The organism is Nocardia sp. NBC_00565 (assembly GCF_036345915.1).
Taxonomy (GTDB): domain Bacteria; phylum Actinomycetota; class Actinomycetes; order Mycobacteriales; family Mycobacteriaceae; genus Nocardia.
In genome coordinates, this window is the sequence record NZ_CP107785.1 from 9,686,551 (window position 1) to 9,711,624 (window position 25,074).

Annotated in this window: 21 protein-coding genes and 1 tRNA gene; 11 read left to right on the forward strand and 11 right to left on the reverse strand. The window is 66.8% G+C overall.

What is annotated here, in order from left to right; all coding sequences use genetic code 11:
- Window positions 1–71 precede the first annotated feature (71 nt).
- Window positions 72–632, forward strand: a complete 561-nt coding sequence (locus tag OG874_RS44450; protein WP_330253013.1) for a helix-turn-helix domain-containing protein — start codon at window positions 72–74, stop codon at window positions 630–632.
- 88 nt (window positions 633–720) lie between these two features.
- Here OG874_RS44450 and OG874_RS44455 read toward each other — a convergent pair whose 3' ends face one another.
- On the reverse strand, window positions 721–1,428 hold the full coding sequence (locus tag OG874_RS44455; RefSeq protein ID WP_330253014.1) for an HNH endonuclease: 708 nt from the start codon (window positions 1,426–1,428) through the stop codon (window positions 721–723).
- Between the two features lie 328 nt (window positions 1,429–1,756).
- Between OG874_RS44455 and OG874_RS44460 the strand changes: the two genes are divergently transcribed.
- The 4 genes from OG874_RS44460 to OG874_RS44475 all read left to right on the forward strand — a co-directional run bounded on the left by OG874_RS44460 (window position 1,757) and on the right by OG874_RS44475 (window position 4,708).
- Window positions 1,757–2,161, forward strand: coding sequence for a globin (locus tag OG874_RS44460; protein WP_330253015.1), 405 nt, complete (start codon window positions 1,757–1,759; stop codon window positions 2,159–2,161).
- Between the two features lie 133 nt (window positions 2,162–2,294).
- On the forward strand, window positions 2,295–3,899 hold the full coding sequence (locus OG874_RS44465) for a glycoside hydrolase family 13 protein (protein ID WP_442943243.1): 1,605 nt from the start codon (window positions 2,295–2,297) through the stop codon (window positions 3,897–3,899).
- 82 nt (window positions 3,900–3,981) lie between these two features.
- On the forward strand, window positions 3,982–4,257 hold the full coding sequence (ctaJ, locus tag OG874_RS44470) for an aa3-type cytochrome oxidase subunit CtaJ (RefSeq protein WP_330253016.1): 276 nt from the start codon (window positions 3,982–3,984) through the stop codon (window positions 4,255–4,257).
- Window positions 4,244–4,708, forward strand: a complete 465-nt coding sequence (locus OG874_RS44475) for a DUF5130 domain-containing protein (RefSeq protein WP_330253017.1) — start codon at window positions 4,244–4,246, stop codon at window positions 4,706–4,708. The genes ctaJ and OG874_RS44475 overlap by 14 nt, the downstream gene beginning before the upstream one ends.
- Window positions 4,709–4,895: 187 nt before the next feature.
- Here the strand turns inward: OG874_RS44475 and pepN are convergent, their stop codons facing one another.
- Complete coding sequence (gene pepN / locus OG874_RS44480) at window positions 4,896–7,478, reverse strand: aminopeptidase N (RefSeq protein ID WP_330253018.1); 2,583 nt, start codon at window positions 7,476–7,478, stop codon at window positions 4,896–4,898.
- Window positions 7,479–7,587: 109 nt separating this feature from the next.
- On the opposite strand from pepN, the gene OG874_RS44485 reads away from it, so the two are divergent.
- Entirely contained in the window at window positions 7,588–8,463 is an 876-nt protein-coding gene (locus tag OG874_RS44485) for a phosphoribosylaminoimidazolesuccinocarboxamide synthase (protein WP_330253019.1), read from the forward strand.
- Window positions 8,464–8,563: 100 nt separating this feature from the next.
- Here OG874_RS44485 and OG874_RS44490 read toward each other — a convergent pair whose 3' ends face one another.
- The 4 genes from OG874_RS44490 to OG874_RS44505 form a co-directional block, all read right to left on the reverse strand.
- Window positions 8,564–9,046 (reverse strand): NUDIX domain-containing protein, encoded by a 483-nt coding sequence (locus tag OG874_RS44490; RefSeq protein WP_330253020.1) that lies wholly within the window; start codon window positions 9,044–9,046, stop codon window positions 8,564–8,566.
- 53 nt (window positions 9,047–9,099) lie between these two features.
- Window positions 9,100–10,353: an RNA polymerase sigma factor gene (locus tag OG874_RS44495; RefSeq protein WP_330253021.1), complete on the reverse strand. Its 1,254-nt coding sequence runs from the start codon at window positions 10,351–10,353 to the stop codon at window positions 9,100–9,102.
- Between the two features lie 69 nt (window positions 10,354–10,422).
- Window positions 10,423–10,824, reverse strand: a complete 402-nt coding sequence (locus OG874_RS44500) for a YciI family protein (RefSeq protein ID WP_330253022.1) — start codon at window positions 10,822–10,824, stop codon at window positions 10,423–10,425.
- 98 nt (window positions 10,825–10,922) lie between these two features.
- Window positions 10,923–12,146, reverse strand: a complete 1,224-nt coding sequence (locus tag OG874_RS44505; protein WP_330253023.1) for an NAD(P)/FAD-dependent oxidoreductase — start codon at window positions 12,144–12,146, stop codon at window positions 10,923–10,925.
- A gap of 163 nt (window positions 12,147–12,309) precedes the next feature.
- Here OG874_RS44505 and OG874_RS44510 point away from each other — a divergent pair, with 163 nt between their 5' ends.
- A complete protein-coding gene (locus OG874_RS44510) occupies window positions 12,310–12,972 on the forward strand; it encodes a mycothiol-dependent nitroreductase Rv2466c family protein (protein ID WP_330253024.1) in 663 nt (220 codons plus the stop codon).
- 9 nt (window positions 12,973–12,981) lie between these two features.
- Here the strand turns inward: OG874_RS44510 and OG874_RS44515 are convergent, their stop codons facing one another.
- Window positions 12,982–14,163 carry a M48 family metallopeptidase gene (locus OG874_RS44515; protein WP_442943245.1) on the reverse strand — a complete coding sequence of 394 codons (1,182 nt, stop codon included), beginning with the start codon at window positions 14,161–14,163 and terminating at the stop codon, window positions 12,982–12,984.
- Window positions 14,164–14,467: 304 nt separating this feature from the next.
- Here OG874_RS44515 and OG874_RS44520 point away from each other — a divergent pair, with 304 nt between their 5' ends.
- The 3 genes from OG874_RS44520 to OG874_RS44530 all read left to right on the forward strand — a co-directional run bounded on the left by OG874_RS44520 (window position 14,468) and on the right by OG874_RS44530 (window position 16,230).
- Entirely contained in the window at window positions 14,468–14,941 is a 474-nt protein-coding gene (locus OG874_RS44520; protein WP_330253025.1) for a ribose-5-phosphate isomerase, read from the forward strand.
- Window positions 14,942–15,011: 70 nt separating this feature from the next.
- Window positions 15,012–15,827, forward strand: a complete 816-nt coding sequence (locus OG874_RS44525; protein ID WP_330253026.1) for an Fpg/Nei family DNA glycosylase — start codon at window positions 15,012–15,014, stop codon at window positions 15,825–15,827.
- A gap of 106 nt (window positions 15,828–15,933) precedes the next feature.
- Entirely contained in the window at window positions 15,934–16,230 is a 297-nt protein-coding gene (locus tag OG874_RS44530; RefSeq protein ID WP_330253027.1) for a hypothetical protein, read from the forward strand.
- A 131-nt stretch (window positions 16,231–16,361) separates the two neighbouring features.
- Here the strand turns inward: OG874_RS44530 and OG874_RS44535 are convergent, their stop codons facing one another.
- The 4 genes from OG874_RS44535 to OG874_RS44550 all read right to left on the reverse strand — a co-directional run bounded on the left by OG874_RS44535 (window position 16,362) and on the right by OG874_RS44550 (window position 24,382).
- Complete coding sequence (locus OG874_RS44535) at window positions 16,362–17,027, reverse strand: hypothetical protein (RefSeq protein WP_330253028.1); 666 nt, start codon at window positions 17,025–17,027, stop codon at window positions 16,362–16,364.
- 144 nt (window positions 17,028–17,171) lie between these two features.
- A complete protein-coding gene (locus OG874_RS44540) occupies window positions 17,172–22,628 on the reverse strand; it encodes an ATP-binding protein (RefSeq protein ID WP_330253029.1) in 5,457 nt (1,818 codons plus the stop codon).
- A 232-nt stretch (window positions 22,629–22,860) separates the two neighbouring features.
- Entirely contained in the window at window positions 22,861–23,184 is a 324-nt protein-coding gene (locus OG874_RS44545) for a hypothetical protein (RefSeq protein WP_330253030.1), read from the reverse strand.
- Between the two features lie 238 nt (window positions 23,185–23,422).
- Window positions 23,423–24,382: a GGDEF domain-containing protein gene (locus OG874_RS44550; protein ID WP_330253031.1), complete on the reverse strand. Its 960-nt coding sequence runs from the start codon at window positions 24,380–24,382 to the stop codon at window positions 23,423–23,425.
- Between the two features lie 547 nt (window positions 24,383–24,929).
- Here OG874_RS44550 and OG874_RS44555 point away from each other — a divergent pair.
- Window positions 24,930–25,003: transfer RNA gene (locus OG874_RS44555), tRNA-Gly, on the forward strand.
- The last annotated feature ends 71 nt before the right edge of the window (window positions 25,004–25,074 follow it).

The following is a 25,074-nucleotide window of genomic DNA, read 5'->3' on the forward strand; positions in this document are numbered from 1 at the left end:
TAGTGAACATGGCGGAGCGATTCGTCAATATGGTTCTCTGTTGGGCGGTCAGCTACTCGACAGGAGCGGGAATGGAGCAGGATCCGACCACGCCACAGGCGGTGATCGCCGCTGCCCTGCGTCGGGAGCGCACCCGTGCCGGGCTATCGCTCACCGAGGTCGCCAACCGAGCGGGCATCGCGAAATCCACACTGTCCCAACTGGAATCGGGCACCGGCAATCCGAGCCTGGAGACCTTGTGGGCACTCTGCGTCGCCCTGGACATGCCCTTCTCGCGGCTGCTCGACCCGCCACGCCCGACCGTTCACGTGATTCGCGCGGGGGAGGGTCCGGTGGTGGCCGCCGCGGAATCGGAGTATCGCGCCACGCTGCTGGCGGCCGGTCCGGCCAACTCCCGCCGCGACCTGTTCCGGATCACGGCCGAACCCGGCCATGCCCGCAAATCCGACCCGCATATTCCGGGCGTGGTCGAACATGTACTCCTGGCCACCGGACGTGCGCTCGTCGGCCCGATCGACGCGCCAGTCGAACTCGGTCCAGGCGACTACATCTCCTATCCGGGTGACGCTCCACACGTCTTCGAAGCCCTAGTGCCCGACACTTGGGCGACATTGGTGATCGAATACACCTGACGGACGTGGCTGGTCGCGTTCGCATGTGCCGGTAATCACATCTTCGAAGCCCTTGCGTAACCCGACAGCTGGGCGACGTCGAATGTGCTCAGGCGGCACCCTCGCCGAGATACTGCAACCACACCGGATCGAGGTCAGCGGTCGTCGACAGCAGCCGCCAGTGCGGCCCCTTCGGCGAGACCAGCGGGGAACGCAACGTCCAGCCCAGCTCGCTGAGCAGTTTGTCGGCCTTGCAGTGGTTGCACGGCGCACAGCTGGCGACGCAGTTCTCCCAGGAATGCTCGCCGCCGCGACTGCGCGGTATGACGTGGTCGATGGTCTCCGCCTTGCCGCCGCAGTAGCCGCAGCGATAGCGATCGCGATGCATGAGGGCGGCTCGGGTCATCGGGACGCGGGCCCGATACGGCACGTGCACGTAGCTGCGCAGCCGGATGACCGACGGAATCGTGACGGCGGATTCGGCGGAATGCACTATCGAACCATCGGGGTCGTGGTGGACGGTGTCGGCTTTATCGCAGATGAGCAGGACGACGGCGCGGCGCGCGGAGAGGGCGGTGAGCGGCTCGTAGGTGGCATTGAGAAGCAACACCCGGCGCTTCAACCAGTTGGCGGTCTCGTTCTGGACCGGCGTGAGGTGCGGATTGTGGTGAGCGGGCTCACCGGTGCGATATGCACCCGGATAGTGATCGGACAAGATGTGCAGCGGAGTAGCCCCCGACCCACGATTGTGGACGTCGGCGGGCTGGAGTTGTCGGTGCGTCCTGACCTCGTGTGATCGGCCGTGCCGCTGCTTCATGGGGACCCCGGTTTCATAGTTTCAAGATCATGTGGTATTTCGGCAGAGACTGCCACCCAGTTGACCATGGAACGTCGGCTATTGCACGGTGATTTCGCACAATGTCGGATGAACTGTGGTTGAAGGGCCGCCCGTTCGTGACGCGGGCACAATGGACTGCGGGCGTAGCGATCGCTTGCGGGTCGCTCGAAATGATCAGCAGTGATCGCTTGCGGGTTGCTCGAAATGATCAGCAGCGATCGCTTGCGGGTCGCTCGAAATGATCAGCAGTGATCGCTTGCGGGTCGCTCGAAACGATCGGCCCAGGTGGACCAACCGAGAGGACCTGATGACTTCCGGCGAGCAGACAGCGACGTCGTTCTACGATGCGATCGGCGGAGCGGAGACGTTCCAGCGGATCATCGCGACGTTCTACCGCGAGGTAGCGGCGGACGAGGTGCTGCGCCCGCTGTACCCGGAACAGGACCTCGGTCCGGCCGAGCGGCGGCTGCGGATGTTCCTGGAGCAGTACTGGGGTGGGCCACGCACCTACTCCGAGGAGCGCGGGCACCCGCGGCTGCGGATGCGGCATATGCCGTTCACGATCGGCCCGGTGGAGCGCGACGCGTGGTTGCGCTGCATGCGCATCGGCGTGGCGGAAATCGAGCCGGAGATTCTGGACGACGAGCATCGCAAGGCGCTGCTCGACTACCTGGAGATGGCGGCGAATTCGCTGGTAAACGCGTCCTGGTGAGCGGTTTCGATCGAGTTCTGGGATGGCCCCAGGGTTTTCGGCACGGCTATCGAACGCTGATTATTTGCCCGATGTCACAGAACCTCGCTTAGCCTGAGCGAATTTACCGAAAATCTTTGGCACTATTGCGGGTGTGACTGATACACCAGCCGTAGCGGCGCCGGTGGATCGCACCGCCCAGCCTTGGTGGCGGTCGGCCGTGTTCTACCAGGTCTATCCCAGGTCCTTCGCGGACTCCGACAGTGACGGGATCGGCGATCTCGGCGGAGTTCGCGACAAGCTCGGCTACCTCGAACTACTCGGGGTCGACGCGCTCTGGATCTGTCCGGTGATGCGCTCACCGATGGCCGACGGCGGCTACGACGTGGCCGATCCGCGCGATATCGACCCGCTCTTCGGCGGTATGGCGGCCATGGACGAGCTGATCGCCGAGGCGCACGACCGGCATATCAAGGTCACCATGGATCTGGTGCCGAACCACACCAGCGATCAGCATCCGTGGTTCGCGGCGGCGCTGTCCGCCGCGCCGGGCAGCCGGGAGCGGGAGCGCTACATCTTCCGCGATGGCCGCGGACCCGACGGCGCCACACCGCCGAACAACTGGCCGAGCATCTTCGGCGGACCCGCCTGGACCCGCGTCAGCGAGGTCGACGGCACGCCCGGCCAGTGGTATCTGCATATCTTCGCGCCCGAGCAACCGGATCTGAACTGGGAAAATCCCGAGGTAACCGCCGATTTCGAGCAGACGCTGCGGTTCTGGCTGGATCGCGGTGTCGACGGATTCCGCATCGATGTCGCGCACGGCATGGCCAAACCGGACGGGTTACCCGATATGGAGCGCGTCGAGACCAGGATGCTCGTGCACGACGACAGCGATCCGCGTTTCAACAACCCCCATGTGCACGAGATCCACCGGCGCATCCGCAAGGTGCTCGACGAATATCCGGACGCGGTCGCCATCGGTGAGGTCTGGGTCGATGACAACACCCGCTTCGGCGAATATGTCCGGCCCGACGAACTGCACTTGGCCTTCAACTTTCGCCTCGCCGAGACGGAATTCGACGCGGACGCGGTGCGTGCCGCCATCGACAATTCGCTCGCGGCCGTCGCGCCGGTCGGGGCCGTGCCCACTTGGACCCTGTCGAACCATGACATCGAACGCGAAGTCACCCGCTACGGCGGCGGTTTCGCGGGTATCGCGCGGGCCCGCGCGATGATGCTGGTGGAGTTGGCGCTGCCCGGCGCGGTCTTCATCTACAACGGCGCCGAACTCGGGTTGCCGAATGTGGACGATCTACCGGAAGCGGTGCTGCAGGACCCGGTGTGGGAACGTTCGGGGCATACCGTGCGCGGACGTGACGGTTGCCGGGTGCCGATGCCGTGGGAGGGCAGCGCGCCGCCGTTCGCCTTCACCACGGCCGAGCGGTCCTGGCTGCCGATGCCGTTGGAGTGGACCCCGCTGACGGTCGAGGCACAGCTCGAGGCGTTGGGCTCCACCCTGTCGCTGTATCGGATGGCGATCGAATTGCGTGGTATCCGACCGGAATTCGCCGGTACGTGGATCGAGTGGTACGGCAGTCCGGCCGGTTGCCTGGCCTTCCGGCGGTCCGGTGGGCTGGTCTGTGTGCTGAACGCCTCGCCGGTGCCGATCACGTTGCCGCCCGGTGAGGTACTGCTCGCCAGCGCGTCGCTGGAGAACGGACAGCTGCCCGCGAATGCCGCCGCCTGGCTCGTGTAACCGGAGAACTGGCTCGATCAACCGGAGAACACGAGCTCGACCAGAACGCGAACTACTACACGCGATCGTCTACCGTTAGTCCGTGAGCATTCTCGAGACAGTGCTGATCTTCCTCGGCATCCCGCTGGTGATCTACGGCGCGATCGCCGGATTGTCGTATCTCGGCAAGCCACTGCCCGGCGAGAAGCCGGTCCATTACGACCTCGGTCAGAAGTGGACCCAGCCTCCCGTGCTGTGGAGTGCTACCGACGAGGTGACCGGTTCGGGTCATCATGCTGAATCGTCGCATGGTGACCATGCGGCAATCGAGTCCACTGCGGTGGAGCTGATCGGAGGCCGGGCAAGTGGCAAGTTCTAATTGGCCCGCGGTAGTCGAAGCCGAGCTGCCGCATGGTTCGGTGGTCACCACCAGCGGCCGCGTCTCCGGTGTGCACGAGGCCGGTGCCGTGTTCAAGGAAGCCCCGTTCAGCGATGAAGAGCGGCTGACCATGGACAACGTGCTCACCGAGGCGACCCGCGCAACCAAGGTGCGCTTCAACATCTACATCGGCGATCTCGGCGGGGATCCGGCCGCCGGTGCGGACGCGGTCTTCCCCGCGACCCCCGAGGCCGCGCGTTCGGTGCTCATCGCCGTCTCGCCCAACGACAAGGCCGTCGAGGTCCGCTCGGGCAGCGAAGTCGCCGACCGCGCCAACGATCGCGTCTGCCAGCTCGGCGTCACCGCCGCCCTGAGCTCGTTCCGTCAGGGCCAGCTCATCGACGGCCTGGTCTCCGCGATCCGCGTCATGGCCGCTGCCATCGGTCGCTGATCCACCGGTTTCACCGCGCGGCGCGTTCACCTGTGAAGGTGGACGCGCCGTTTGGGTTCGGCCGCACAGAACATCGTGAAGTCCGGTGGCCAAAGCGTCCAGTGGCTCGGGTGGGACGCGAACGGGGCGTGCTCATCACGATGATGAGCACGCCCCGTTTCGATGGCCCTCGGTGCCGCAAGCCCTTTCAGCCCTTCGCGTCGAAGGCGCGGGCGCGCAGTGAGCGTTCGATGCCTGCCTTGCCCTCGGTCACCAGGCGGTGCAGGGCGGGCGGGTGGTCACCGGCGAGGAATTTGTCCGCCGTGACGACGGCTTCCGCGCTGATCGCCCAGCTGGGGTAGAGGCCGACGACAACGGTTTGCGCGACCTCGCTGGAGCGGCGTTCCCAGACACCGGGGACCTCCGCGAAGTAGCGGTCGACGTAGGGTGCCAGCAGGTCGCCCTGGCCTGCCGGGGCGAAGCCGCCGACGATCGAGCGGGCGGTGATGTTGGGTACCGAATCGTCGGTCATCACCGTGGCCCAGGCCTGCTCCTTCACCTCGGCGATCGGACGTGCCGTCGCCGCCGCGGCGGCCTGACGCTTGCCCGCCGCGGTCGGGTCGTTCGCCAATTCCTGGTCGATGACCGGAGTGTCGACGCCGTCGGCATCGATCTCACCCGCCGCCGCCAGCGCGGTGACCAGCCGCCAGCGCAGATCGGCGTCCACCACCAAACCGGGCAGGCCGACGGCAGCCGGATCACCGTCGAGCAGCTCGCGCAGCACCTCGGTGTGCCAGGCCTGCAGCCGCGCGCCAGTGAGCGCGTTGACGAAGGCGAGCTGATGATCCGAGGCCGCCTCGGCCTCGCGGGCGAGCTCGAGCAGCCGGTTGGCGTATTCGATCCAGCCGATGGCATTCGCCCACTCGGGATCGGCGTAGCTGCCGATCGCGGTATTGGCCTGCATCAGAAGTCGTTGCACCACACCGATTTCGGTCTCGGTGCCGATGCCGCGCTGTACCAGGGCGACGAAGTCGCGGGCCCGCATCTCCGCCTGCCTGGTCATCTCCCACGCGGCCGACCAGGCCAGGGTGCGGGGGAGCGGTTCGGCGATATCGGCGATGCGATTCACCAGCACATCGAGCGAATCGGCGTCCAGGCGCACCGAGCAATAGGTGAGGTCGTCGTCGTTCACCAGTACGAACTTGCCGCGCGGGACCCCGACCAACTCGGGCACCTCGGTGCGCTCGGCCGCATCCAGGTCGAGCTCGATGCGCTTGGTGCGGACCAGCTTTCCGTCCTTGTCGTCGTAGACGCCGACGGCCAGACGGTGTACGCGCCGCTCACCGGCACCGGGCTCCGCACCTTCCTGCACCACCGCGAACGAGGTGAACTTGCCGTCGGCATCCACCTCGAAATCCGGTCGCAGAATGTTCAGCCCCGTTGTCTTGAGCCACTGTGCGCCCCAGCCGGACAGATCGCGGCCCGAGGACTGCTCCAGCGCGGACAGCAGATCGTCGAAAGTGGCGTTGCCGTAGGCGTGTTCGGTGAAATAGGCGCGCAGACCCGCGAGGAACGGCTCCAACCCGACGTAGGCGACGAGCTGCTTGAGCACGCTCGCACCCTTGGCGTAGGTGATGCCGTCGAAGTTGACCTCGACCGCATGCAGATCCGGAATATCCGCCGCGATCGGATGTGTGGAGGGCAGCTGATCCTGCCGGTACGCCCAGGACTTCTCGACATTCGCGAAAGTGGTCCAGGCGCTGGTGTATTCGGTCGCCTCGGACTGGCACAGCACCGAGGCGAAGGTCGCGAACGACTCGTTCAACCACAGGTCGTCCCACCACTTCATGGTGACCAGATCGCCGAACCACATATGCGCCATCTCGTGCAGCACCGTCTCGGCGCGGCGCTCGTAGGCCGCGCGGGTCACCTTGGACCGGAAGACGTAGTCCTCCAGGAAGGTGACCGCACCCGCGTTCTCCATCGCGCCCGCGTTGAACTCCGGGACGAACAGCTGGTCGTACTTGCCGAAGGCATACGGCACGCCGAAGTTCTTGTGGTAGAAGCCGAATCCCTGCTTGGTCTCGGTGAGCAGACGCTCGGCGTCCATATGCTCGGCGAGTGAGGCGCGGCAGTAGATGCCGAGCGGGATGGTGCCGTGGTCGTCGGTGTAGGCGTCGGTCCACTCCGCGTACGGGCCCGCGATGAGCGCGACCAGATAGGTGCTCATCTTCGGGGTAGTGCGAAACAGGTGCTTGCCCGGGTCGGCGATCAGGGTGTCGACGACCGCGGCGTTGGAGATGACCTTCCAATCCGGCGCGGCGGTGACGTTGATATCGAAGGTGGCCTTGAGGTCCGGCTGATCGAAGCAGGCGAACATGCGCTTGGCGTCGGCGGTTTCGAACTGCGAGTACAGGTACACCGCGTCGTCGGTGGGGTCGACGAAGCGGTGCAGGCCCTCGCCGGTGTTGGAGTATTCGCAATCGGCTTCGACGACGAGCTCGTTGGTTTCCGCGAGTCCAGTAAGGGTTATGCCCTTGGATTCGTCGTAGTCGGCGATATCGATGGGAGCGCCGTTCAGCACGGCGGAGCGAACCGCGCGGGCGACGATATCGATGTAGGTGCTCGCGCCCGGAGTCGCGGTAAAAGTGACCGTGCTGCGGGAGAAGAAGGTCTGCTCGCCCGGTTTCCCCGCCCCGTCGGTCAGGTCGAGGTCGATGCGATAGTTCTCGACCTGCACTGTCGAGGCGCGTTCGATCGCCTGGTCGCGAGTCAGGTTCGGTGCGGACATGAGACTCCTTTGTGGTTCGAAGAACATGTGCGGGCGGGCCGCCCGGCGGGCACAGCACTCACCACAATGCCACCTCGGTAAGGTTGCCCGCGCGAAACTTTTTCCCACAATGAATTTACTCAGCAACCCTATCGACCAGGATCGGAGCTACGACGTGAAGCACATCCACGCCGGAAAGGTGCGCGACCTCTACGAGGACGGCAACACGCTGCTGCTCGTGGCGTCGGACCGGGTGTCGGTCTACGACGTGGTGCTGCCGACGCCGATCCCGGACAAAGGCGCGCTGCTGACCCAGCTGTCGAACTGGTGGTTCGAGTACTTCACCGAGGTGCCCAACCACGTGGTGTCGGCGACCGATGTGCCCGCCGAGTTCGCCGGTCGCGGCATCCGGGTCAAGCCACTGAAGATGCTGCAGGTCGAGTGCATCGCGCGCGGGTATCTGACGGGTTCGGGGCTCAAAGAATATGAGCGCACCGGGACGGTCTCCGGTGTCGCGCTGCCGCCCGGCCTGCGCGATGGCGATAAGTTGCCCGCGCCGATCTTCACCCCGACCAGTAAGGCATCCGAGGGCCACGACGAGCCGATCACGTTCGCGGATGTGGTGAATCAGGAGGGCCGCGAGGTCGCCGAGCAACTGCGCGATCTGACGTTGCGGATCTACACCCGTGGCGCCGCGCACGCCGCCGAGCGCGGTGTCATCGTCGCCGACACCAAGGTCGAATTCGGTTGGGATGGTGACGTTCTCACCCTCGGCGATGAGGTGCTGACCTCGGATTCCTCGCGCTTCTGGCCGGCCGCCGAATGGGAGCCGGGGCGGCCGCAGCGTTCGTTCGACAAGCAGTTCGTTCGCGACTGGTCCACTTCCACCGGATGGAACAAGGAGTACCCGGGTCCGGAGATCCCCGCCGACATTGTCGAGGCGACGCGGCAGAAGTACATGGAGGCGTTCGAGCTGATCACCGGCCAGACCTGGGCGCCGCGGTAGGGGTGTATGCACTCAGCGCCCGTTCCTGTTCGGGTCCTGCGAGAGATCACCAGGAATGGGCGCTCACGTCAATCGTGCGTGGTAGTAGCGCTTCGGCACGTCAACTCTGCGCGACGTACTGGGCCAGGCGATCCAAGTAGGGCCGCTGGCCAGCGCCCAGCTTGTCGTGCGCGCTGGCGAGATCGAACCATTCGACGCGGTCGATCTCCGGGAATTCGGCCATCCGGCCGGATTTCGGCGGCCACTCCATCTCGAACGTCCCCGCCACCACATCGGCCGGGTCCAGGTCGGCTTCGATTGCCCAGACGGTGAGTTCCTTCGCGCGCTGGCCACTGCCGTAGCGGACCTCGCCGAGGGGCAGCCATGCACCGGGCGGCACGGGAAGGCCCAGCTCCTCGGTGAATTCGCGGTCCGCCGCGGCTCGGGTGTCCTCCTGCTCCGGGTCGTACTCGCCCTTGGGAATCGACCAGGCGCCGCTGTCCTTGCGCGCCCAGAACGGTCCACCCATATGCCCGATCAGGACCTCGATGTCACCCGAGTTCCGACGGAACAACAGAATCCCAGCGCTGAATTTCCCTGCCACGCCATGCAGTCTGCCGTGCACCCCGAGGTGGGCGCGGACACGACACGGTGCTGTTACGGGTCGGTCGGGTGCGGGGCTGATGGTGTGCGGTGGCGGCGGAGTTGGGCGGCGCGGATGGCGAGGTAGTCGCGTTCCGGGGTGCTGGTGGTGCGGTTGGCGGCGGAGCTGTAGCAGGTGACGGCGGCGTCGAAATCGCCTGCCATTTCGTGTAAGTGGCCGCGGACAGCATCGAGGCGGTGGTTGCCGGCGAGTTCGTCGTCGAGGGTGTTCGCGAGTTCGAGGCCCGCGGCGGGGCCGTGCACCATGGCGGTGGCGACGGCGCGGTTGAGGGTCACCATCGGGTTCTTCGAGATGCGCTCGATCATGTTGTACAGGGCCAGGATTCGGATCCAGTCGGTGTCTTCGGCGCGGCGGGCCTGCGCGTGCACCGCGGCGATCGCGGACTGGATCTGGTAGGGCCCGGTGAGGCCCGAAGCCAGTGTGCCGGTCGTGAGCGTGATGCCCTCGGTGATCAGCTCGCGGTCCCAGAGCGCGCGATTCTGCTCGATGAGCGGGATCAACTCACCGTGCGTCCCGGTGCGCGCGGCACGCCGGGAGTCGGTCAGCAGCATAAGCGCCAGCAGGCCGGTGACCTCGGTGTTGTCGGGGAGCAGCCGGTGGATCGATCTGGTCAGCCGGATCGCCTCGCCGGACAGGTCGGTTCGCTGCAGGTCGGGTCCCAAGGTGGTGGTGTGCCCCTCGTTGAAGATCAGATACAGCACGTGCAGCACCGAACCCAGCCGCTCGTGCCATTGCGCGTCGCCGGGCCGGGCGAACGGCCGGTCGAGGGTGGCGAGTTTCTTCTTGGCGCGTGTAATCCGTTGCGCCATGGTCGCTTCCGGCAGCAGGAAGGCGCTGGCGATCTCCGCGGTACCGAGTCCGCCGACCGCACGCAGCGTCAATGCGATGGCACTCGCGGACGACAGCGCCGGGTGACAGCAGAGGAAGAACATCGCGAGCGTGTCGTCCCAATCGACAGCTTCCGTATCGGGCACATCGCGCTCGAAAACCGTTGTCTCCCTGCGCCGCCGAGCGACCTCGGCGCGAACCGCATCGGCCATCCGCCGCTGCGCGACTTGGATCAGCCACCCACGCGGATTGTCCGGCAGCCCCTCGGCGGGCCACTGGGTCGCCGCCGCCAGCATTGCCTCCTGGAGCGCGTCCTCGGCGGTGTCGAAGTCGCCGAATCGGCGTACCAACGTGCCGAGGACCTGCGGCGCGAGGTCCCGCAACAGATCCTCGATACCACCGGGCAGTGTTTCGGTCATCGCGTCGTTTCGCTCACTGGATCACTATCACCGCTCGGTTGGTCGTTACCGCTGCTCGGCGGATCCGAACTACTGCTCGGTGGCCGGAACGCTCATTACCGCGCGCACCTCGATGTACTCACCGATCGGCTTCCCGCCCGGCCCCGGTCCCGCCGACATCTGCGCGGCGATCTCCAGCACCCGGTCCGGACTCTCCACATCGACTATCCAGTACCCGGCCAGGAACTCCTTGGTCTCCGGAAACGGCCCGTCGGTGATCAACGGCGCCGAGCGCCCATCCGAGCTGACGATGCGCGCCTCGTCGGGTCCGGCCAACCCCTGGGCGTCCACGAGCTCACCCGACTTGGCCAGTTCCGCGCCCAACGCCCGCTGGAAATCGATGTGCGCCTGGATCTCCTCCGGCGTCCACTCGGTGATCGGGGTGTCGCAGTAGGCGGCGGGGGCGTACGTCTTGAGCAGCATGTACTTCATATCCGGGTCTCCTTGGCTTCGTTGCGGTGCTCTCGCGGTGAGGTCGGAGCCCGTCGCGCCGATTCGACACATTCTCGAATACTTTGCGGTGATCGGCATCACAACGGCGCGGAAGTATCGGCGAGCCGGTCGGGATCGACCTGTTGGCCGATCAACTCCTTGATCCGGTCGGTCACATCCCAGACATTGACGTTCATTCCGGCCAGCACCCGGTTGTCGGCGTCGAGCCAGAACGCGACGAACTCGCGTTTCGCCTGATCGCCGCGCACCACCACCCGCGCGTACTCGCCGGGCGCGGCGTATCCGGTGTACTCCATGCCCAGGTCGTACTGGTCGGTGAAGAAGTAGGGCAGTCGCTCATAGGACGCCGGCTTGCCGAGCATGGTCTGCGCCGCGACGGCGGGCTGGTTGAGCGCATTGGCCCAGTGCTCCACCCGAATTCGGCGGCCGAGCACCGGATGCTGCTGCTCGGCGATATCGCCGACGGCAACGATATCCGGATCGCTGGTGGCCAGGCCGGCGTCGACCAGCACACCACTGTCGATCGCGAGTCCGGCGTCGGCGGCCAACTCGTTATTGGGGCGGGCGCCGATCGCGACCAGTACCGCGTCGGCCTCGATGACGGTGCCGTCGGCGAGCCGCACGCCGGTCGCCAGATCCGTTTCCACCTGATGGGTGGTGATCTCGCCGACCTGTGCGCCGAATCGGAAGTCGACGCCGTGCTCGCGGTGCAGATCCGCGAAGACCCGGCCCATCTCGGGCCCCAAGGCGCCCAGCAGCGGCAGTTCGGCGCTCTCGACGATGGTGACCTCGACCTGAGCGGCGCGCGCGGCCGAGGCGACCTCCAGTCCGATCCAGCCCGCGCCGATGATGACGATGCGCCGTGCGGTGCCGAACAGGTCGATCAGGGTGTCGGAGTCGTCGATCGTGCGCAGCGTGTAGACATTGCGGGCGTCCACGCCCGGAATCGGCGGGCGGCGTGGTGTGGCGCCGGTTGCGAGCGCGAGCTTGTCGTAGCCGAGCGTCGAACCATCCGGCAGTGTGACGGTTTTCGCGGTCCGATCGACCGCGCCGACCTCGGTGCCGAGCCGGACGTCGATGTGATGATCGCGGTACCACTGGCCCGGTTCCACGGTGAATTCCTCGAGCGATTTCTTCCCCGCCAGATGTTCCTTCGACAGCGGTGGTCGCTCGTAGGGCAGATAGTCCTCGGCGCTGATCAGCGTCACAGTTCCGGCGAAGTCGTTGTCGCGCAGAGCTTCCGCCAGTTTGGCCGCGGCCAGGCCGCCGCCGACGATGACGAAACGCTGATCAGAGGTCATTTCGGACTCCTTGTCGGGAGGGAACCGGATGCCTGCGTGTCAACCCTACTGGGACCGGCCGCGCCCCTCCGGGAAATCGGCGTCCGGCTCGGGAACGAATCGCGTTCCACCGTGGTTGGCCACGGGTAGTGGCGTGCCGAGTCCGCCGCGTCCCGAGCATGCGATGGAGAGGAACAGGTCTGTGACCGAGAAGACGACGAAGGATGCTGCCGATTTCTGGTTCGATCCGCTGTGCCCGTGGTGTTGGATCACTTCCCGCTGGATCCTGGAGGTCGAGCAGGTTCGCGATATCGAGGCCCGATTCCACGTGATGAGCCTGTCGGTGCTGAACGAGGGCAAGGAGGGGCTGCCGCCGCAGTACGAGGAGTTGCTCGCCACTGGTTGGGGTCCGGTCCGGGTCGCCATCGCCGCCGCGCAGGAGCACGGCGACAAGGTGTTGTCTCCGCTGTACACCGCCATGGGCACCCGCATCCACAACCGCCGCGAGGAGTACACCCGCGACTCCCGCAAGGAGACCCTGGCAGCGGTGATCGCGGATTCGCTGGCCGAGGTCGGTCTGCCCGCCGACCTCGCCGCGGCCGCCGAGAGCACCGAGTTCGACGAGGCGCTGCGTACCAGCCATCACGAGGGCATGGACAAGGTCGGCCCCGATGTCGGCACACCGACCATCCACATCAACGGCAACGCGTTCTTCGGTCCGGTGCTGTCGCGGATTCCACGCGGGGAGGAGGCCGGGAAGCTGTGGGACGCCGCGGTCACTTTGGCCGCCTACCCGCACTTCTTCGAGCTGAAGCGGACCAGGACCGAGGATCCGGTCTTCGACTGAGTCGCCGAGCTACGGCACGGGTTTCGGTGGCAGTGCCGGAACCTCGCCGTAGCTGCTCGGATACGGAACGGCCGGGGGCGCACCGGCCGGTCGGTTCGGTCGCCAGAAGAGGCGGCCGTGCCTGCTGCGGTCGCGTAGCGCCCACATGCGCCAGGTCAGCACCGGATGCGAGGACATCGCATTGATGACCCAGACGAAGAAGCCCTTCTCGACCGCGGCCCGGTCGGCCATCTCGTCGAAGCCGACCAGTTTGTTGAGGTATTTGCCCGCACCGAGGGTGCCCATCGCCATCGGCGCGCCCTGATGCCGGTTGCAATAGCCGTGGTTGTCGGCGGTGTACTCCTGGGAGCGGATCAGTGAGCTGCCGACGACCGGCAGCGACGGTGCGACGAACATGCCGAGCTGACGCCAGTACGAGGTGTGCCCGGCGGCGATATGCCCGACCTCGTGGCCGATGATGAAGGCGAGCGCGTCGGGTTCGCGTGCCGCGCCACCGATTTCGAACAGATCGCTGTAGACGACGACGAAACGCCGGAACCCGTGCCCGGAGGCGAAGGCGTTGATCTGGCCGTTGCCGAGCACCACGTAGGCGTCCGGGACCTTGGCCATACCGAACCGGGCCGCCGCCTCGACCACCAGTTGATAGCCCTCGGGGAATTGCGTGGGCGACATCTTGACGCCGTTCACCCGCTGGGTCGCGTAGTTCATGCCGCGCAGCGCCCAGACCACTATCGGTGCGAATACCAGCACCACGAGATACGGGTTCGGCAGCTTCGCGTCCAGGATCAGGTCGATGAAGATCAGCAATCCCAACGCCAACGCGATGGTGGTGATCACGCACACGACGACCAGCAGCGGAATCTCCCACGGGTGCCGCGCGGGCATGCCGTACGGCGAGAGACCGCGCGGCTGACGCTGCGGTGGCATTCCGGGCGGGGTCGGAGCCACACCGTAGGGGCCATAGGGTGCGGGGCCGTACGCGGGAGTGGGGTACGGCGGCCCGGGATACGGTGCCTGCGGGTACTGGGGCGACGAGGCGGGTGCTGGGTACTGGGGCGAATCGTGCTGGCCGTGTGCCCGGCCGGTCGGTGTGGCGGTCGCGTCCTGAGCCTGCGCCCACCCGCCGAGTGCGGGATAGGGATCGGCGGGTGGGCCCGCCTGCTGGGGCGGCTGGGGTTCGTGCGGCTGCATGGGAAGAACTCTATTCATTTGCCAGGGACGAGGTTCGGGCCGTTGCCGTGTGGTCGGCACCGGTGGCCGCGAACACAGCTGACATATCTGTCGATTCGCCGTGGCGGCCAGTGATGTTAATCCTGGTCCCGTTGGTGCGACGCTCGCACGGATGCCGCACCGAGCAGGCCGACCGCGGCGGCCGCGGCGATCGAGACGGCCAGCCCGCGACGCAACCGCGGGGTGGTGCGTCCGGACCTGGTGGAGAGACAGTGGTGCCGCCCACCGCGCGGCACCGCGAAACACGCCTGACACAATCGCAGCCATGCGCGTATACCTCGGTGCCGACCATGCCGGTTTCGAACTGAAGAATCACGTCAAGGCCCATCTCGAGCAGTCGGGCCACGAGGTCGTCGACTGCGGCGCCCTCGAGTACGACGCCCTCGACGACTACCCCGCCTTCTGCGTCGAGGCGGCCCGCCGCACCGTCGCCGACCCGGGCAGCCTCGGCCTGGTCTTCGGTGGCAGCGGCAACGGCGAGCAGATCGCCGCGAACAAGGTGCCCGGCGCCCGCTGCGCCCTGGCCTGGAGTGTGGAGACCGCCCAGCTGGCCCGTGAGCACAACAACGCCCAGCTGATCGGTATCGGCGGCCGCATGCACTCCACCGAGGAGGCGCTCGCGATCGTAGACGCCTTCGTCTCGACCAAGTGGTCCGAGGAGCCGCGCCACCAGCGTCGCATCGACATCCTGGCCGAGTACGAGAAGACCGGTGTGCCCCCGGCTGTTCCGGCCTACTGATCTTGGGTAATCCGCCGTCCCGCAAGACAACACGTTTGCGGGCGGCGGAACAGAGAGGATAACCAGCTCCATGCCTGAGGGGCATACGCTGCACCGACTGGCGCGATTGCATCAACGGCGCTTCGCCGGGGGAGTGGTGCGCGTCTCCAGTCCGCAGGGGAAGTTCGCCGCCGGTGCCGCCCGCGTCGACGGACAGCTGCTGACGCGGGCCGAGGCGTGGGGCAAACACCTACTGCACCACTACGATTCGGGTCTCATCGTGCATGTGCACCTCGGGCTGTACGGGGTGTTCACCGAGGTGCCATTGCCGATGGGGGAGCCGGTCGGACAGGTGCGGATGCGGATCGTAGGGGACGCGTCGGCCGATGATCGCCTGTACGGCACCGACCTACGCGGCCCGACCGCCTGTGAGGTGTACACCCGAGCGGAGCTGACGGCGCTGACCGAGCGGCTCGGCCCGGATCCACTGCGGCGCGGCGCCGACCCCGAACGGGCCTGGCTCCGAATTCACCGCTCGCGCAGACCGATCGGCGCGCTGCTGATGGACCAGCAGGTGCTCGCCGGCGTCGGCAACGTCTATCGAGCGGAAGTCCTGTTCCGCCACAACATTTCACCGCATCGCACCGGTACTCAGCTGAGTCACGAAGAGTGGCAAGCCATCTGGACCGACTTGGTCGATCTCATGCGAGTAGGCGTGCGCCGCGGCAAGATCGTCGTAGTCCGTCGCGAACACGATCACGGCGCACCGGCCTACGCCCCGGACAAGCCCCGCACCTACGTCTACCGTCGCGCCGGTGACCCCTGCCGTCTCTGCCGCTCCACCGTTCTGCACTCCGTACTCGAGGGCCGAAACCTGTTCTGGTGCCCCACCTGTCAGCCTGGATGAGTCTCCCGGTTGAACGCTTCCGGTCAGAAATCCTGCTGACCGGTCGAGAGACTCGCCGGTTTCGAGCGTTGGTGGTGTCGCGATTCGGGCGTGCCAAGCTGGTGGGGTGAAGTCGGAGGCGGCGGAGATACTCGACATCCTCGATCAGGTGATGGCGATCGTGCAGGCCGGGCCGCAGGATCTGAGCTGGCAGTCTCGGTATGCGGATGAGGCGGGGCTCGTGGGCGATCTCACCGGTCATGCCGAGCTGATTCGGCGGGGTGACATGAGTCGGTTGCCCGATCTGCGGTTTCTGTTCGTCGCGACCGGTCCGCTGTGCGAGATCGCGGCCAGCAGCGGGTGGTTGGACGCCTACACGGTGCTGGGGAACCGGTTCGATCGGCTGTATGAGCGGTTGCGGTAGTGAGATGGAGGCCCCGAATGCCCGGCTCCTGCAAGCACCCCAACAACGCACTCTTGGAGCCACTGATCGCCCGTCCGCTCGGCACCCCGGCCGTGGTACGGCGCTTCGCTTGAATCAGTGCCCGTACTTGCTCAAACCAGGGCGGCACGGTCTCGTGCGTATGCGATGAGGTTCTCTGCGTAGGCCGACGTGTCCTGGTCCGTGATGCATGCCCTGAACTGGTTGAATGCGTCGTCGAGTTGCGGTCCTGGTCCGCGGTCGGCGAGCAGGACGACGATCGCCTCCCAAGTCGTGTCCTGTGGGTTCGGCTCGGCCAACAGTTCGTCGAGGTAGCGGTCCGGTTCCAGCAGCCGCAGCGCCCGGCGCGCATAGGCGTGCACGCGCCGGGGCAGCTCGGCGCGGATGGTGTCGACGTCTGCCTGCAACGCGTGCTGGCCCGATTGCGTCGGGTCGAGTTGTAGGGACCACAGCGCGGTCAGATCATCGGATATGCCGCGGTCGTCGATCAGGCCGGGGCCGGTCGCCTGCTCGAGCTGTGTGAGCGGCAGACCCAGCTGCGCATTGCGCCAGTTACGGAATTCCCACCAGGCGGTCGGTGTAGCGCTCAGGCCAAGGCCGAATCTGATCACCTGCTGCCCGTCGGTCCAGGTGCGCAGTGTCCGGGTGCGGGCGACCGACGCCACACCGCCCGGCACGACTCGCACCCACGTAGCCTCCGAGCCGTGAAAGCCGTACTGCTGCAGCAGCTTTCCTGCCTCGCGCGTCAGTCGGCGCAGCGCCGTGTCTGGTCCGACCATGCCAGCAGACTAGCGGCAAGCACCGACAACAAGGGCAAGCATCCGCGGTGGGCTGGCATCGAACACACCAGCCCGGGGCGCCAAGGCTCACCTTCAGTGACAATCTCGCCACTGAAGGTGAGCCACCCTGGCTACAACCCCGTGTTAACCAGGCAGGCGGGCCTCGATGGCTTCGATGATGCGTGGGCGCAGTTCAGCGGCGCTGATTTCGGCGTCGACTGAACCGACCTCGACAGCGCGCTGAATATTGTGCACGCGGTCGAATTCCGCGGCGACATCGCTGAGCTTGTCCGCGCGCACCGACAACCGGACCTCGTCGAGCTCCGCGGTCAGGGCCGCGCGGTCGGTGCCGGGTGCGTTCGCAACACGGGCCTCGAGGTCGCGCACCCGGGGATCGGCCGCGGTGCGGGTGTTGACGTCACCGGAGAACACCACCGCAGCGGCTGGAGCGCCGCCGAGCACCGAGGCGAACGAGCCTCGCAGCGCGAGCACGGTCATATTCGGGTTCAGCGCCTTCGAGAACACCACGAACGCACCGCCGTGATACCGGGAGATCACGCAGAACACAATGGGACCTTGGAAATTCACGATCGCGCGGCCGATCTCGGCGCCGTACTCCAGCTGCAGCTTTCGCATCGATTCGGGCGAGCCGTCGAAGCCCGACAGGTTTGCGAGCACGACCAGCGGCCGATTGCCACTGGCCGCGTTGATTGCCCGGGCGGCCTTCTTCGATGACTGCGGGAACAGGGTGCCTGCGGTGTAGGTGTCCGGGCCGTCGGTGGACGGGAATCCGCGCCGCGGCACATTCCGTGACTCGATGCCGAGCAGGCACACCGGGATGCCGCCGAGATGCGCGTCCTGCACCACTGCCGTTTCGGAGTCGGCCATGCCGGCCCAGCGTTCCAGCACCGGGTGGTCCTGGTCGGACAGTGCCCGCATCACGGTCCGGATGTCGAAGGGCTTCTTGCGGTCCGGGTTGGCGGTGGCGGAGAAGATCTCGCCGACGGTGGTGAAATCGCTGTCCGCCAATACGTGCGGGAAGTCGGAGACATCCCGATCGACGGGGTCGCTGGTCTGCGACCGCCGCGGCGCCTGCTCGCCGGGCGCGACGTAGGTGTGGTCGTAATGCGACATCAGCACGTCTCGTGCCGATGTCAGATCCGGCGCCCAGTACTGCGCTTGCCCGTTCGGACCCATCACCCGGTCGTAGCCGCCGATACCGAAGTTGTCCTCGGCCGATACGCCACCGGAGAAGTCCAGCGCCTGCTTGCCGGTGAGCACCATCGCGGATTCCGGCGTCATCACCAGGATGCCCTTGGTGTGCATGAGCATCGTCGCCTCGGCGTTCCAGTACGGCTGTGCGCCGACGTTGATGCCCGCGACCACGATGTTGATCTCGCCGCCGTCCTGGGTGAACTCGACGATCCGCTTGAGCGCGGCCGCCACCCAGTCCATGTTCTCGGTGCCCGACTCCATGGAGATCCGGGCGCCGGAGGACAGCGCGTACCACTCCAGCGGTACCTGCATCTGTTCGGCCAGGTCCATTGCGGCGATCACGCGGCGGCACTCCGGTTCCGACAGTGCGCCGAGCGACTTCGTCGGATCACCGAGCAGGATCACCCTGGTGACGCCCTCTGGATGCTGCGGGGTCGGTGTGGTGACCACGCCCGCGACGATTGCCGCGGTGTTGCGTCCCTTGGGTCGGTCGACCGGCACCAGCGCGTGGTCGGCGTCGAGGTCGTATTCGGCGAAGTCGCCGAGCAGACCGGTCAGCTCGTAGGGGTACACCGTGTTGCGGCTGCTGGCCCGCAGCACCTTCTGCCGGTACGCGTCGAGCGGCTCGACCGGCTCATCGGACCGGTCGCCGACGGTCACTTCGGTGGCGTCGAAGCCGATGCGCACGGCGACCTTGACCAGCTCGCCGGTGTCGGCATCACGCTGACGCGCGATGAGCAGGATCTCCTCGAGCCCGGCACCCGCGGTGGTCGGGCGCACGTGCTGGATGACCGTCTCCAGTTCGGCGGGGGTGACGTCGATCGGCGGCCAGATGTACATCACGATGCGGTTGGTGTTGAAGCGTTTGGCCGAAGGTCGCAGCGACTGTGCCCGCCGGATCGAGTCGACGCAGGTGGCGATGGTGGCCTCCGCGGTCGGCAGCGCGAGCAGTCGACCGTCGGTCTCACGCAGTGCGGCCAGGTCACGTACCTGCGCGAACGCGATGAGGCGATCGTCGGACGGGTTCTCTTTGGCGACGCATCGGAACAGGTAGATCTCTTCGTCATCGGACGACGGCAGCCGGGTGAGGTCGAACTTGTGCAGCCGCTGCATCTGCATCCGTTGCGCGATATACGGGTGCAGACCGCGGATCAGTCGCTCCTCGGCCATGCCGGTGGCGGATGGGCGGAAGGTGAAGTGATGGTGCATCACCGCACCGCCGCTACCGGCGACGGTGGCGGTGATCCGATGTACCTGGTTCGGCATCGGATGCGTGCTGAGGGCGTCGTGCAACGCCGCTGCCATCGCGTCGAAGTCCCCTGGCTGCTTCTCCCAGCTGAGGTAGATGTCGGCGTCGATGGACGCGGCGCCGGTCGCCAGTTCGGCGAGTCCGCGCAGCGCGGCGTCGAGCGCGTCGAAGCTCACCGCCGCGGACACCAGGCTCAGACCACGGCGCTCGGCGATCACGAATGTGCAACCGCCCACGTCCTGGGTGCGAACGCTGGTCAGGCCCTTGTTGCCGTAGTACCGCCGGGTCAACACCTCCAGCATGACCGTGTTGTCCAGTTTGCCGCGCACCAGCCGCTGGCCGAGCAGCCGCACCAGCGGCTCGGTGCTGCGCACCATGTCGGCAATGTGCTCGGCGCGATCGGACGCATCCGGATGCGCGTCCAGGTGGCGCAGATGCCTGCGGATGTTGGTGTAGGCGCGGGCGCGATTTCGCCGCAGCAACGGCTGGCCGAACCAGGCGTACACCAGGCCGCGCGCGAGGTCGGCGATCACGGGGAAGCGCACCTGCGTCGCGGCCACCAACCGCTCCAGCGCCAGGCCGACGGGCTCGCGCAGTGCCCGATCCGGCATCGGCTCGCGCAGCCACTCGCGCAGCAGCGTCGTGATGACGGTGACGGTGTCGGAGGGGCGTTGCTGGGCGAGGAAGATCCGGAAGACCGCGGCTTCGAGTTCGGGTGAACGTTCCAGATCGGTGACACCGTAGTGGCCGAGCGCGTTGGCGAGCTTGGCTCGGAACGACTCCGGCAGCCGGGCCCGCTCGACGTCGAGGCTTTGCAGGTAGGTGTGGAAGTACTCGCGGGCGCTGTGGACGTGGCTGTGGCTGCCCTCCTCATCCGAGGAGCGGTTGTGGCTCAGCTCCGCGAGGTCGGCGAACACCGCGATGAGTTCGAGTTCCTCGGCGAGCGGTCGGCGGCCGTCCTCGAAGGCCGCGCGGCGCGCGGTGAGGTAGTCGTCGAGTACGCGGTGGTCGTCATGCGGGTCGACGTCGAAACCGAGCAGCAGACTGCGCAGGTCCTCTTGGCCGCGGGTCGTTCGCTCGTGCGGTTGGACCTGCGCGGACCCGGCGGGCAGGTCCAGCTCGACGGACCCGACCGCGGTGACGGCCTCGGCCTCGTCGCCCTCGGCGAGCGGCTCGAGCCACAGCAACGGTGCACCGGTCTCCACCTGGGTGCCGACGGATACGGCGCATTCCTTCAGCCGCGCTTTGAACGGCGCGCGCAGCACCGTTTCCATCTTCATGCTCTCCAGCACGAGCACCGGAGCGCCCGCCTCGATCTCGGCGCCGATCTCGAGCGGTGTGGCGACGACCAGCGCGGGGGCGGGTGAGCGGACGATGCCGCCCTCGTCGCGGCTGATCCGATGTGTCACACCGTCGACATCGACGAGGTGGATCGGCCCATGTGTGCCGGTCATCAGGCGGTACCGGGTGCCGTTGACCAGAATCTGCCCGGTGTGGCTGTCGAAGCGCTCGAGATCGACGTCGGCGGTGCGGATGTCGCCACCCGCCTCGATGCCGATGCGGAACCGATGCGCACCGATGCGTGCGACACGCACGCGGTAGCCCGCGCCGCGCAGCTTGAGGTCGAGCGGTCGACCACTCTCGTGCTGTACCTGCGGTCGCCCGCCGGACGCCGTGGACAGCAGCCGATGCCGCTCGGCCCGCTCGTCCTCCTCGTAGGCGTCGATGGCGGCGGCGGCCAGCGCGATGGCGGAATGCCGGTGCGAGATGAGCCTGCCCTCGCCGCGAACACGATCGATCCAGCCGGTGTCCGCACTGGCGTCGATCACCTCGGGCTGGTTCAGCAGGTCGAGCACGAAGCTCTTGTTCGTCGCGCCGCCCTCGATGATCACCCTGGTCTGCGCGACGGCCCGGCGCAGCCTGCCCAGCGCTTCATCACGATCACGGCCGTAGGCGATGATCTTGGCGATCATCGAGTCGAAGTCGGCGGGGATCGTGTCGCCCTCGCTGACGCCGGTGTCGACGCGGATGCCCGGCCCGGCAGGCAGATCCAGCCGCGCGATGCGGCCCGGGGCAGGCGCGAAGTCACGGTCGGGGTCTTCGGCGTTGAGCCTGGCCTCGATGGCGTGCCCGCGTTCCGCGGGCATATCGCCCTCGAGCCGGCCGCCGGAGGCCACCAACAGCTGTGCCCGAACGAGGTCGAAACCGGTGGTGTATTCGGTGATCGGGTGTTCGACCTGCAGTCGGGTGTTGACTTCGAGGAATGCGAACAGCTGGTCACCGGGGTGGTAGAGGAACTCGACGGTCGCCGCACCGCGATAACCGACCGCGATCGCCAGCCGCTCGGCCGATGCCTTGAGCTCGGCTGCCTGCTCGGGGCGCAGCACCGGTGACGCGGACTCCTCGATGACCTTCTGGTTGCGCCGCTGCACCGAGCAGTCACGGACGCCGAGCGCCCACGCGGTGCCCTGGCCGTCCGCGATCACCTGGACCTCGACGTGGCGGGCACCGGTGACCAGTCGCTCCAGGAACACCACGCCGCTGCCGAACGCCCGCGCGGCCTCCTGACGGGTGCGCTCGTAGGCATCGACAAGGTCGGCGTCGTTGGTGACCACCCGGATACCGCGCCCGCCGCCGCCGGCGGTCGCCTTCAGCATCAGCGGGTAGCCGATCTCGGCCGCCGCCGTCATGGCGGCTTCCACGGTCTCGACCGCACCGCGGCTCCACGGCGCGACCGGCACGCCGACCTCCTCGGCGATCAGCTTCGCGCCGATCTTGTCGCCGAGCTTGCGCATGGCCTCCGGGCTGGGGCCGATGAAGGTGACGCCGATCTGTTCGCACAGCTCCGCGAAGGCCGGGTCTTCCGCGACGAAACCCCAGCCGACCCAGGCGGCGTCGGCTCCGGTCGCCACCAGCGCACGCTCGAGCGCCTTCAGATCCAAGTACGGGCGGGCGGACGCCGGACCGAGGTCGTAGGTGATGTCGGCCTCGCGCACGAAGGTCGCGTTCCGGTCGACATCGGTGTGCAGAGCGACGGTTTCGATCGGTCGCGCGGTCTCCGCGGCCAAGTCTCGGACGGCGTGGATGAGCCGCATGGCGGCCTCTCCCCGATTCACAATGGCGATGCGGCTGAACACTCGCCGACTCCTTCCTAATCCTGAGCGCTGGCCCGGTCGACGGGCGAGGGGTTGCGACTCTCGGTCCCGCGTAGTGTCCCCCTTTATTCCACGGATGCGTACAGCGTGCTGGGGTTACCCGCCCGTAGCGTGGGAGAAGCCATATGTTGGCCGTGACAATGGTGGCGCAATTCCTCGGCCTGCGTCGTGATCCCGGTGCGTGTCCAAGTCGTTTTCGCATGGCCGATCCCGCTCAGTGACCTCGGTAGAACTCGGCGACCGCGGTGAACGCCGCCTTGGGTTCCCACCGCATGTCGGGGTAGGTGTCGCCCTGGCGGTTCTCGAGGATCTTGACGATGCCGTAGCTGGCGAGATCCAGGTCGTCGCGGCGATTGCCGTCGGGGCGGTACGGCATATCGTAGAGCGCGAAGATGAACACGAAGGCGCTGTCGATGCCTCCCGCATCGAAGGCCTCAAGTAGCTCGCGCACATATGCGGCCTGTCCGACCTCGTCGCGGACATACGCGCCGTTCAGGCGTACCGGCCCGGTGGCGTCGTACTCCCGCTGGTCCGGCAACGCGGCACCCCGAACTGATCTTCGGCGGTCGCCGAGCCCCACCGGTCAGCGCGCCACCGCGCCCTGCGTCCGATCGGCGACGCACCCTACGTATCAACGCCTGCAGCCTCTGTGGCATGTCCGTCGTCCGGAGGGCTGAAACCTGTTCTGGTGCCCCAGCAGTCGAGCCAGCCGACCGGACAGACCCTCTGGTCGCCGCACCGACACGGTGCGCGGTGACCAGAGGGTCTGTGACGGATCAGCCTGCGACGGCTTTGATTTCGGGTTTATCGGTTTCGGCGAGGGCGAAGCGGCGACCGCCCGCGGTCTTCGCCGAGTACATCGCGTGGTCGGCGAGACGCAGCAGATCGGTGAAATCGCAGGAGTCGCCCGGCGGACAGTAGGCGGTGCCGACACTGGCCGAGACCGGTACCGGACCGGCCGTCGACCACACCGGATCGCGCAGCGCCGCCACGATCCGGTGCGCGATATCGCCGAGGGTGTCGTGGTACGGGTTGGTGGCCAGCACGAATTCGTCACCGCCGTAGCGGCAGATGACAGTGTCCGGGTCCGGCAGGCAGATCTCGCGCAGCCTGCGGGCCAGCTCGACGAGCACCTCGTCGCCGACCGCATGCCCGTAGCTGTCGTTGATCTGCTTGAAGCGGTCCAGGTCGACGACCAGCAGCCCGACGCCGCGGTTCGGGTCGGCCGCCATCAGCCGCACCTTGTCTTGCAGCAGCGTCCGGTTGGCCAGGTCGGTCAACGCGTCGTGGGTTGCCTCGTGCCGCAGCCGATGCTGTAGCGCGGTGATCTCCTGCACGCGCAACGACACCGCCGCCGAAAGGTCCTGCTTTTGCTGGGCCAGTGCGCGTTCCTGCAGCGCCTGGGCATAGCTGTCGATGGCCTGGCTGGCGACCAGCGGCCAACGCGTGGCGACCAGCGACCCGGTCGCGCCCGCCGGGAAGCCGAGCAGCCACCGGGTGGCCTGGGCCAGCATTCTGGTCCGTTCGAACGGCGCCTCGACCAGCCGCGCGCCCAACATCCGCGCTTCGGGCACCGGAAAGGGCTCGGACCTGGCCAGCAATAGCAGCCGCTCGATGATCTCGACCAATACCGGCTGCAACTGTTGTGGTGACGCGTGTGATCCTGGTTCCGCGCAGACCGCACACGCCCACGCGCCTGCCATCTGCGCTACGGATGGCTCGATATCCGCAGACATCGCGCTCACCCGCCACGGGTGATGTCGGTACCCGGGTGCCCTGTTCCCACGCAGGTGCCGGCGTCACCCCGATCGTTCCCACTGCTACGCGGTTGTGTCCACCTCGCTTGGTGCACGCTCACCGCCCCCTTTCCAGATACCCCCGTCCGGCAAAAAGGATCCTAGCAAGCCACTCGGCACCGAAAAATGCTGTTTTACAACGAGTTCTCGGTCCCTCGCGAATGGCGATCGGGTACTTGATCGCTGCCGCGCCTCCGGCGTTACACATGAATTTCGTTCGCCGGGAAGTCGCGGACCGACACGCCGACGGCACGCCGAACGGAGGTGAATCATGGTGCCTATCGCCTGATCCGGCTCGGCGGCACTGCTAGTCTAGGGGGCTCGACAAGAAGGGCGATAGCGATTGGCTACTGTCGATGGCTGGATCGTGGACTCGTCAACAGTCACGCGAAGCGGTTCGGCAGGGCGGATTGGCGTTTCCGACGCCGGATTCGGTACAGTCGGTGCGCACACGACATCGTGGCGATCCCAACGATGTCGTATGCCTGCGGATGTAGTTCAATGGTAGAACTTCTGCCTTCCAAGCAGATAGTGCGGGTTCGATTCCCGTCATCCGCTCCATACTGGATTCATCCTCGTCGGCGCCGTCTTCCGCCGCGAGGCCACGGGGTGTAGCGCAGCTTGGTAGCGCA

Excerpts from the sequence above, each read along its gene's own strand:
- OG874_RS44450 (WP_330253013.1), top strand. The coding sequence starts at position 72 with ATGGAGCAGGATCCGACCACGCCACAGGCGGTGATCGCCGCTGCCCTG.
- OG874_RS44455 (WP_330253014.1), bottom strand. The coding sequence starts at position 1,428 with ATGAAGCAGCGGCACGGCCGATCACACGAGGTCAGGACGCACCGACAA.
- OG874_RS44460 (WP_330253015.1), top strand. The coding sequence starts at position 1,757 with ATGACTTCCGGCGAGCAGACAGCGACGTCGTTCTACGATGCGATCGGC.
- pepN (WP_330253018.1), bottom strand. The coding sequence starts at position 7,478 with ATGTCCGCACCGAACCTGACTCGCGACCAGGCGATCGAACGCGCCTCG.
- OG874_RS44485 (WP_330253019.1), top strand. The coding sequence starts at position 7,588 with ATGAATTTACTCAGCAACCCTATCGACCAGGATCGGAGCTACGACGTG.
- OG874_RS44495 (WP_330253021.1), bottom strand. The coding sequence starts at position 10,353 with ATGACCGAAACACTGCCCGGTGGTATCGAGGATCTGTTGCGGGACCTC.
- OG874_RS44500 (WP_330253022.1), bottom strand. The coding sequence starts at position 10,824 with ATGAAGTACATGCTGCTCAAGACGTACGCCCCCGCCGCCTACTGCGAC.
- OG874_RS44505 (WP_330253023.1), bottom strand. The coding sequence starts at position 12,146 with ATGACCTCTGATCAGCGTTTCGTCATCGTCGGCGGCGGCCTGGCCGCG.
- OG874_RS44510 (WP_330253024.1), top strand. The coding sequence starts at position 12,310 with ATGGAGAGGAACAGGTCTGTGACCGAGAAGACGACGAAGGATGCTGCC.
- OG874_RS44515 (WP_442943245.1), bottom strand. The coding sequence starts at position 14,163 with ATGCAGCCGCACGAACCCCAGCCGCCCCAGCAGGCGGGCCCACCCGCC.
- OG874_RS44520 (WP_330253025.1), top strand. The coding sequence starts at position 14,468 with ATGCGCGTATACCTCGGTGCCGACCATGCCGGTTTCGAACTGAAGAAT.
- OG874_RS44525 (WP_330253026.1), top strand. The coding sequence starts at position 15,012 with ATGCCTGAGGGGCATACGCTGCACCGACTGGCGCGATTGCATCAACGG.
- OG874_RS44535 (WP_330253028.1), bottom strand. The coding sequence starts at position 17,027 with ATGGTCGGACCAGACACGGCGCTGCGCCGACTGACGCGCGAGGCAGGA.
- OG874_RS44550 (WP_330253031.1), bottom strand. The coding sequence starts at position 24,382 with ATGTCTGCGGATATCGAGCCATCCGTAGCGCAGATGGCAGGCGCGTGG.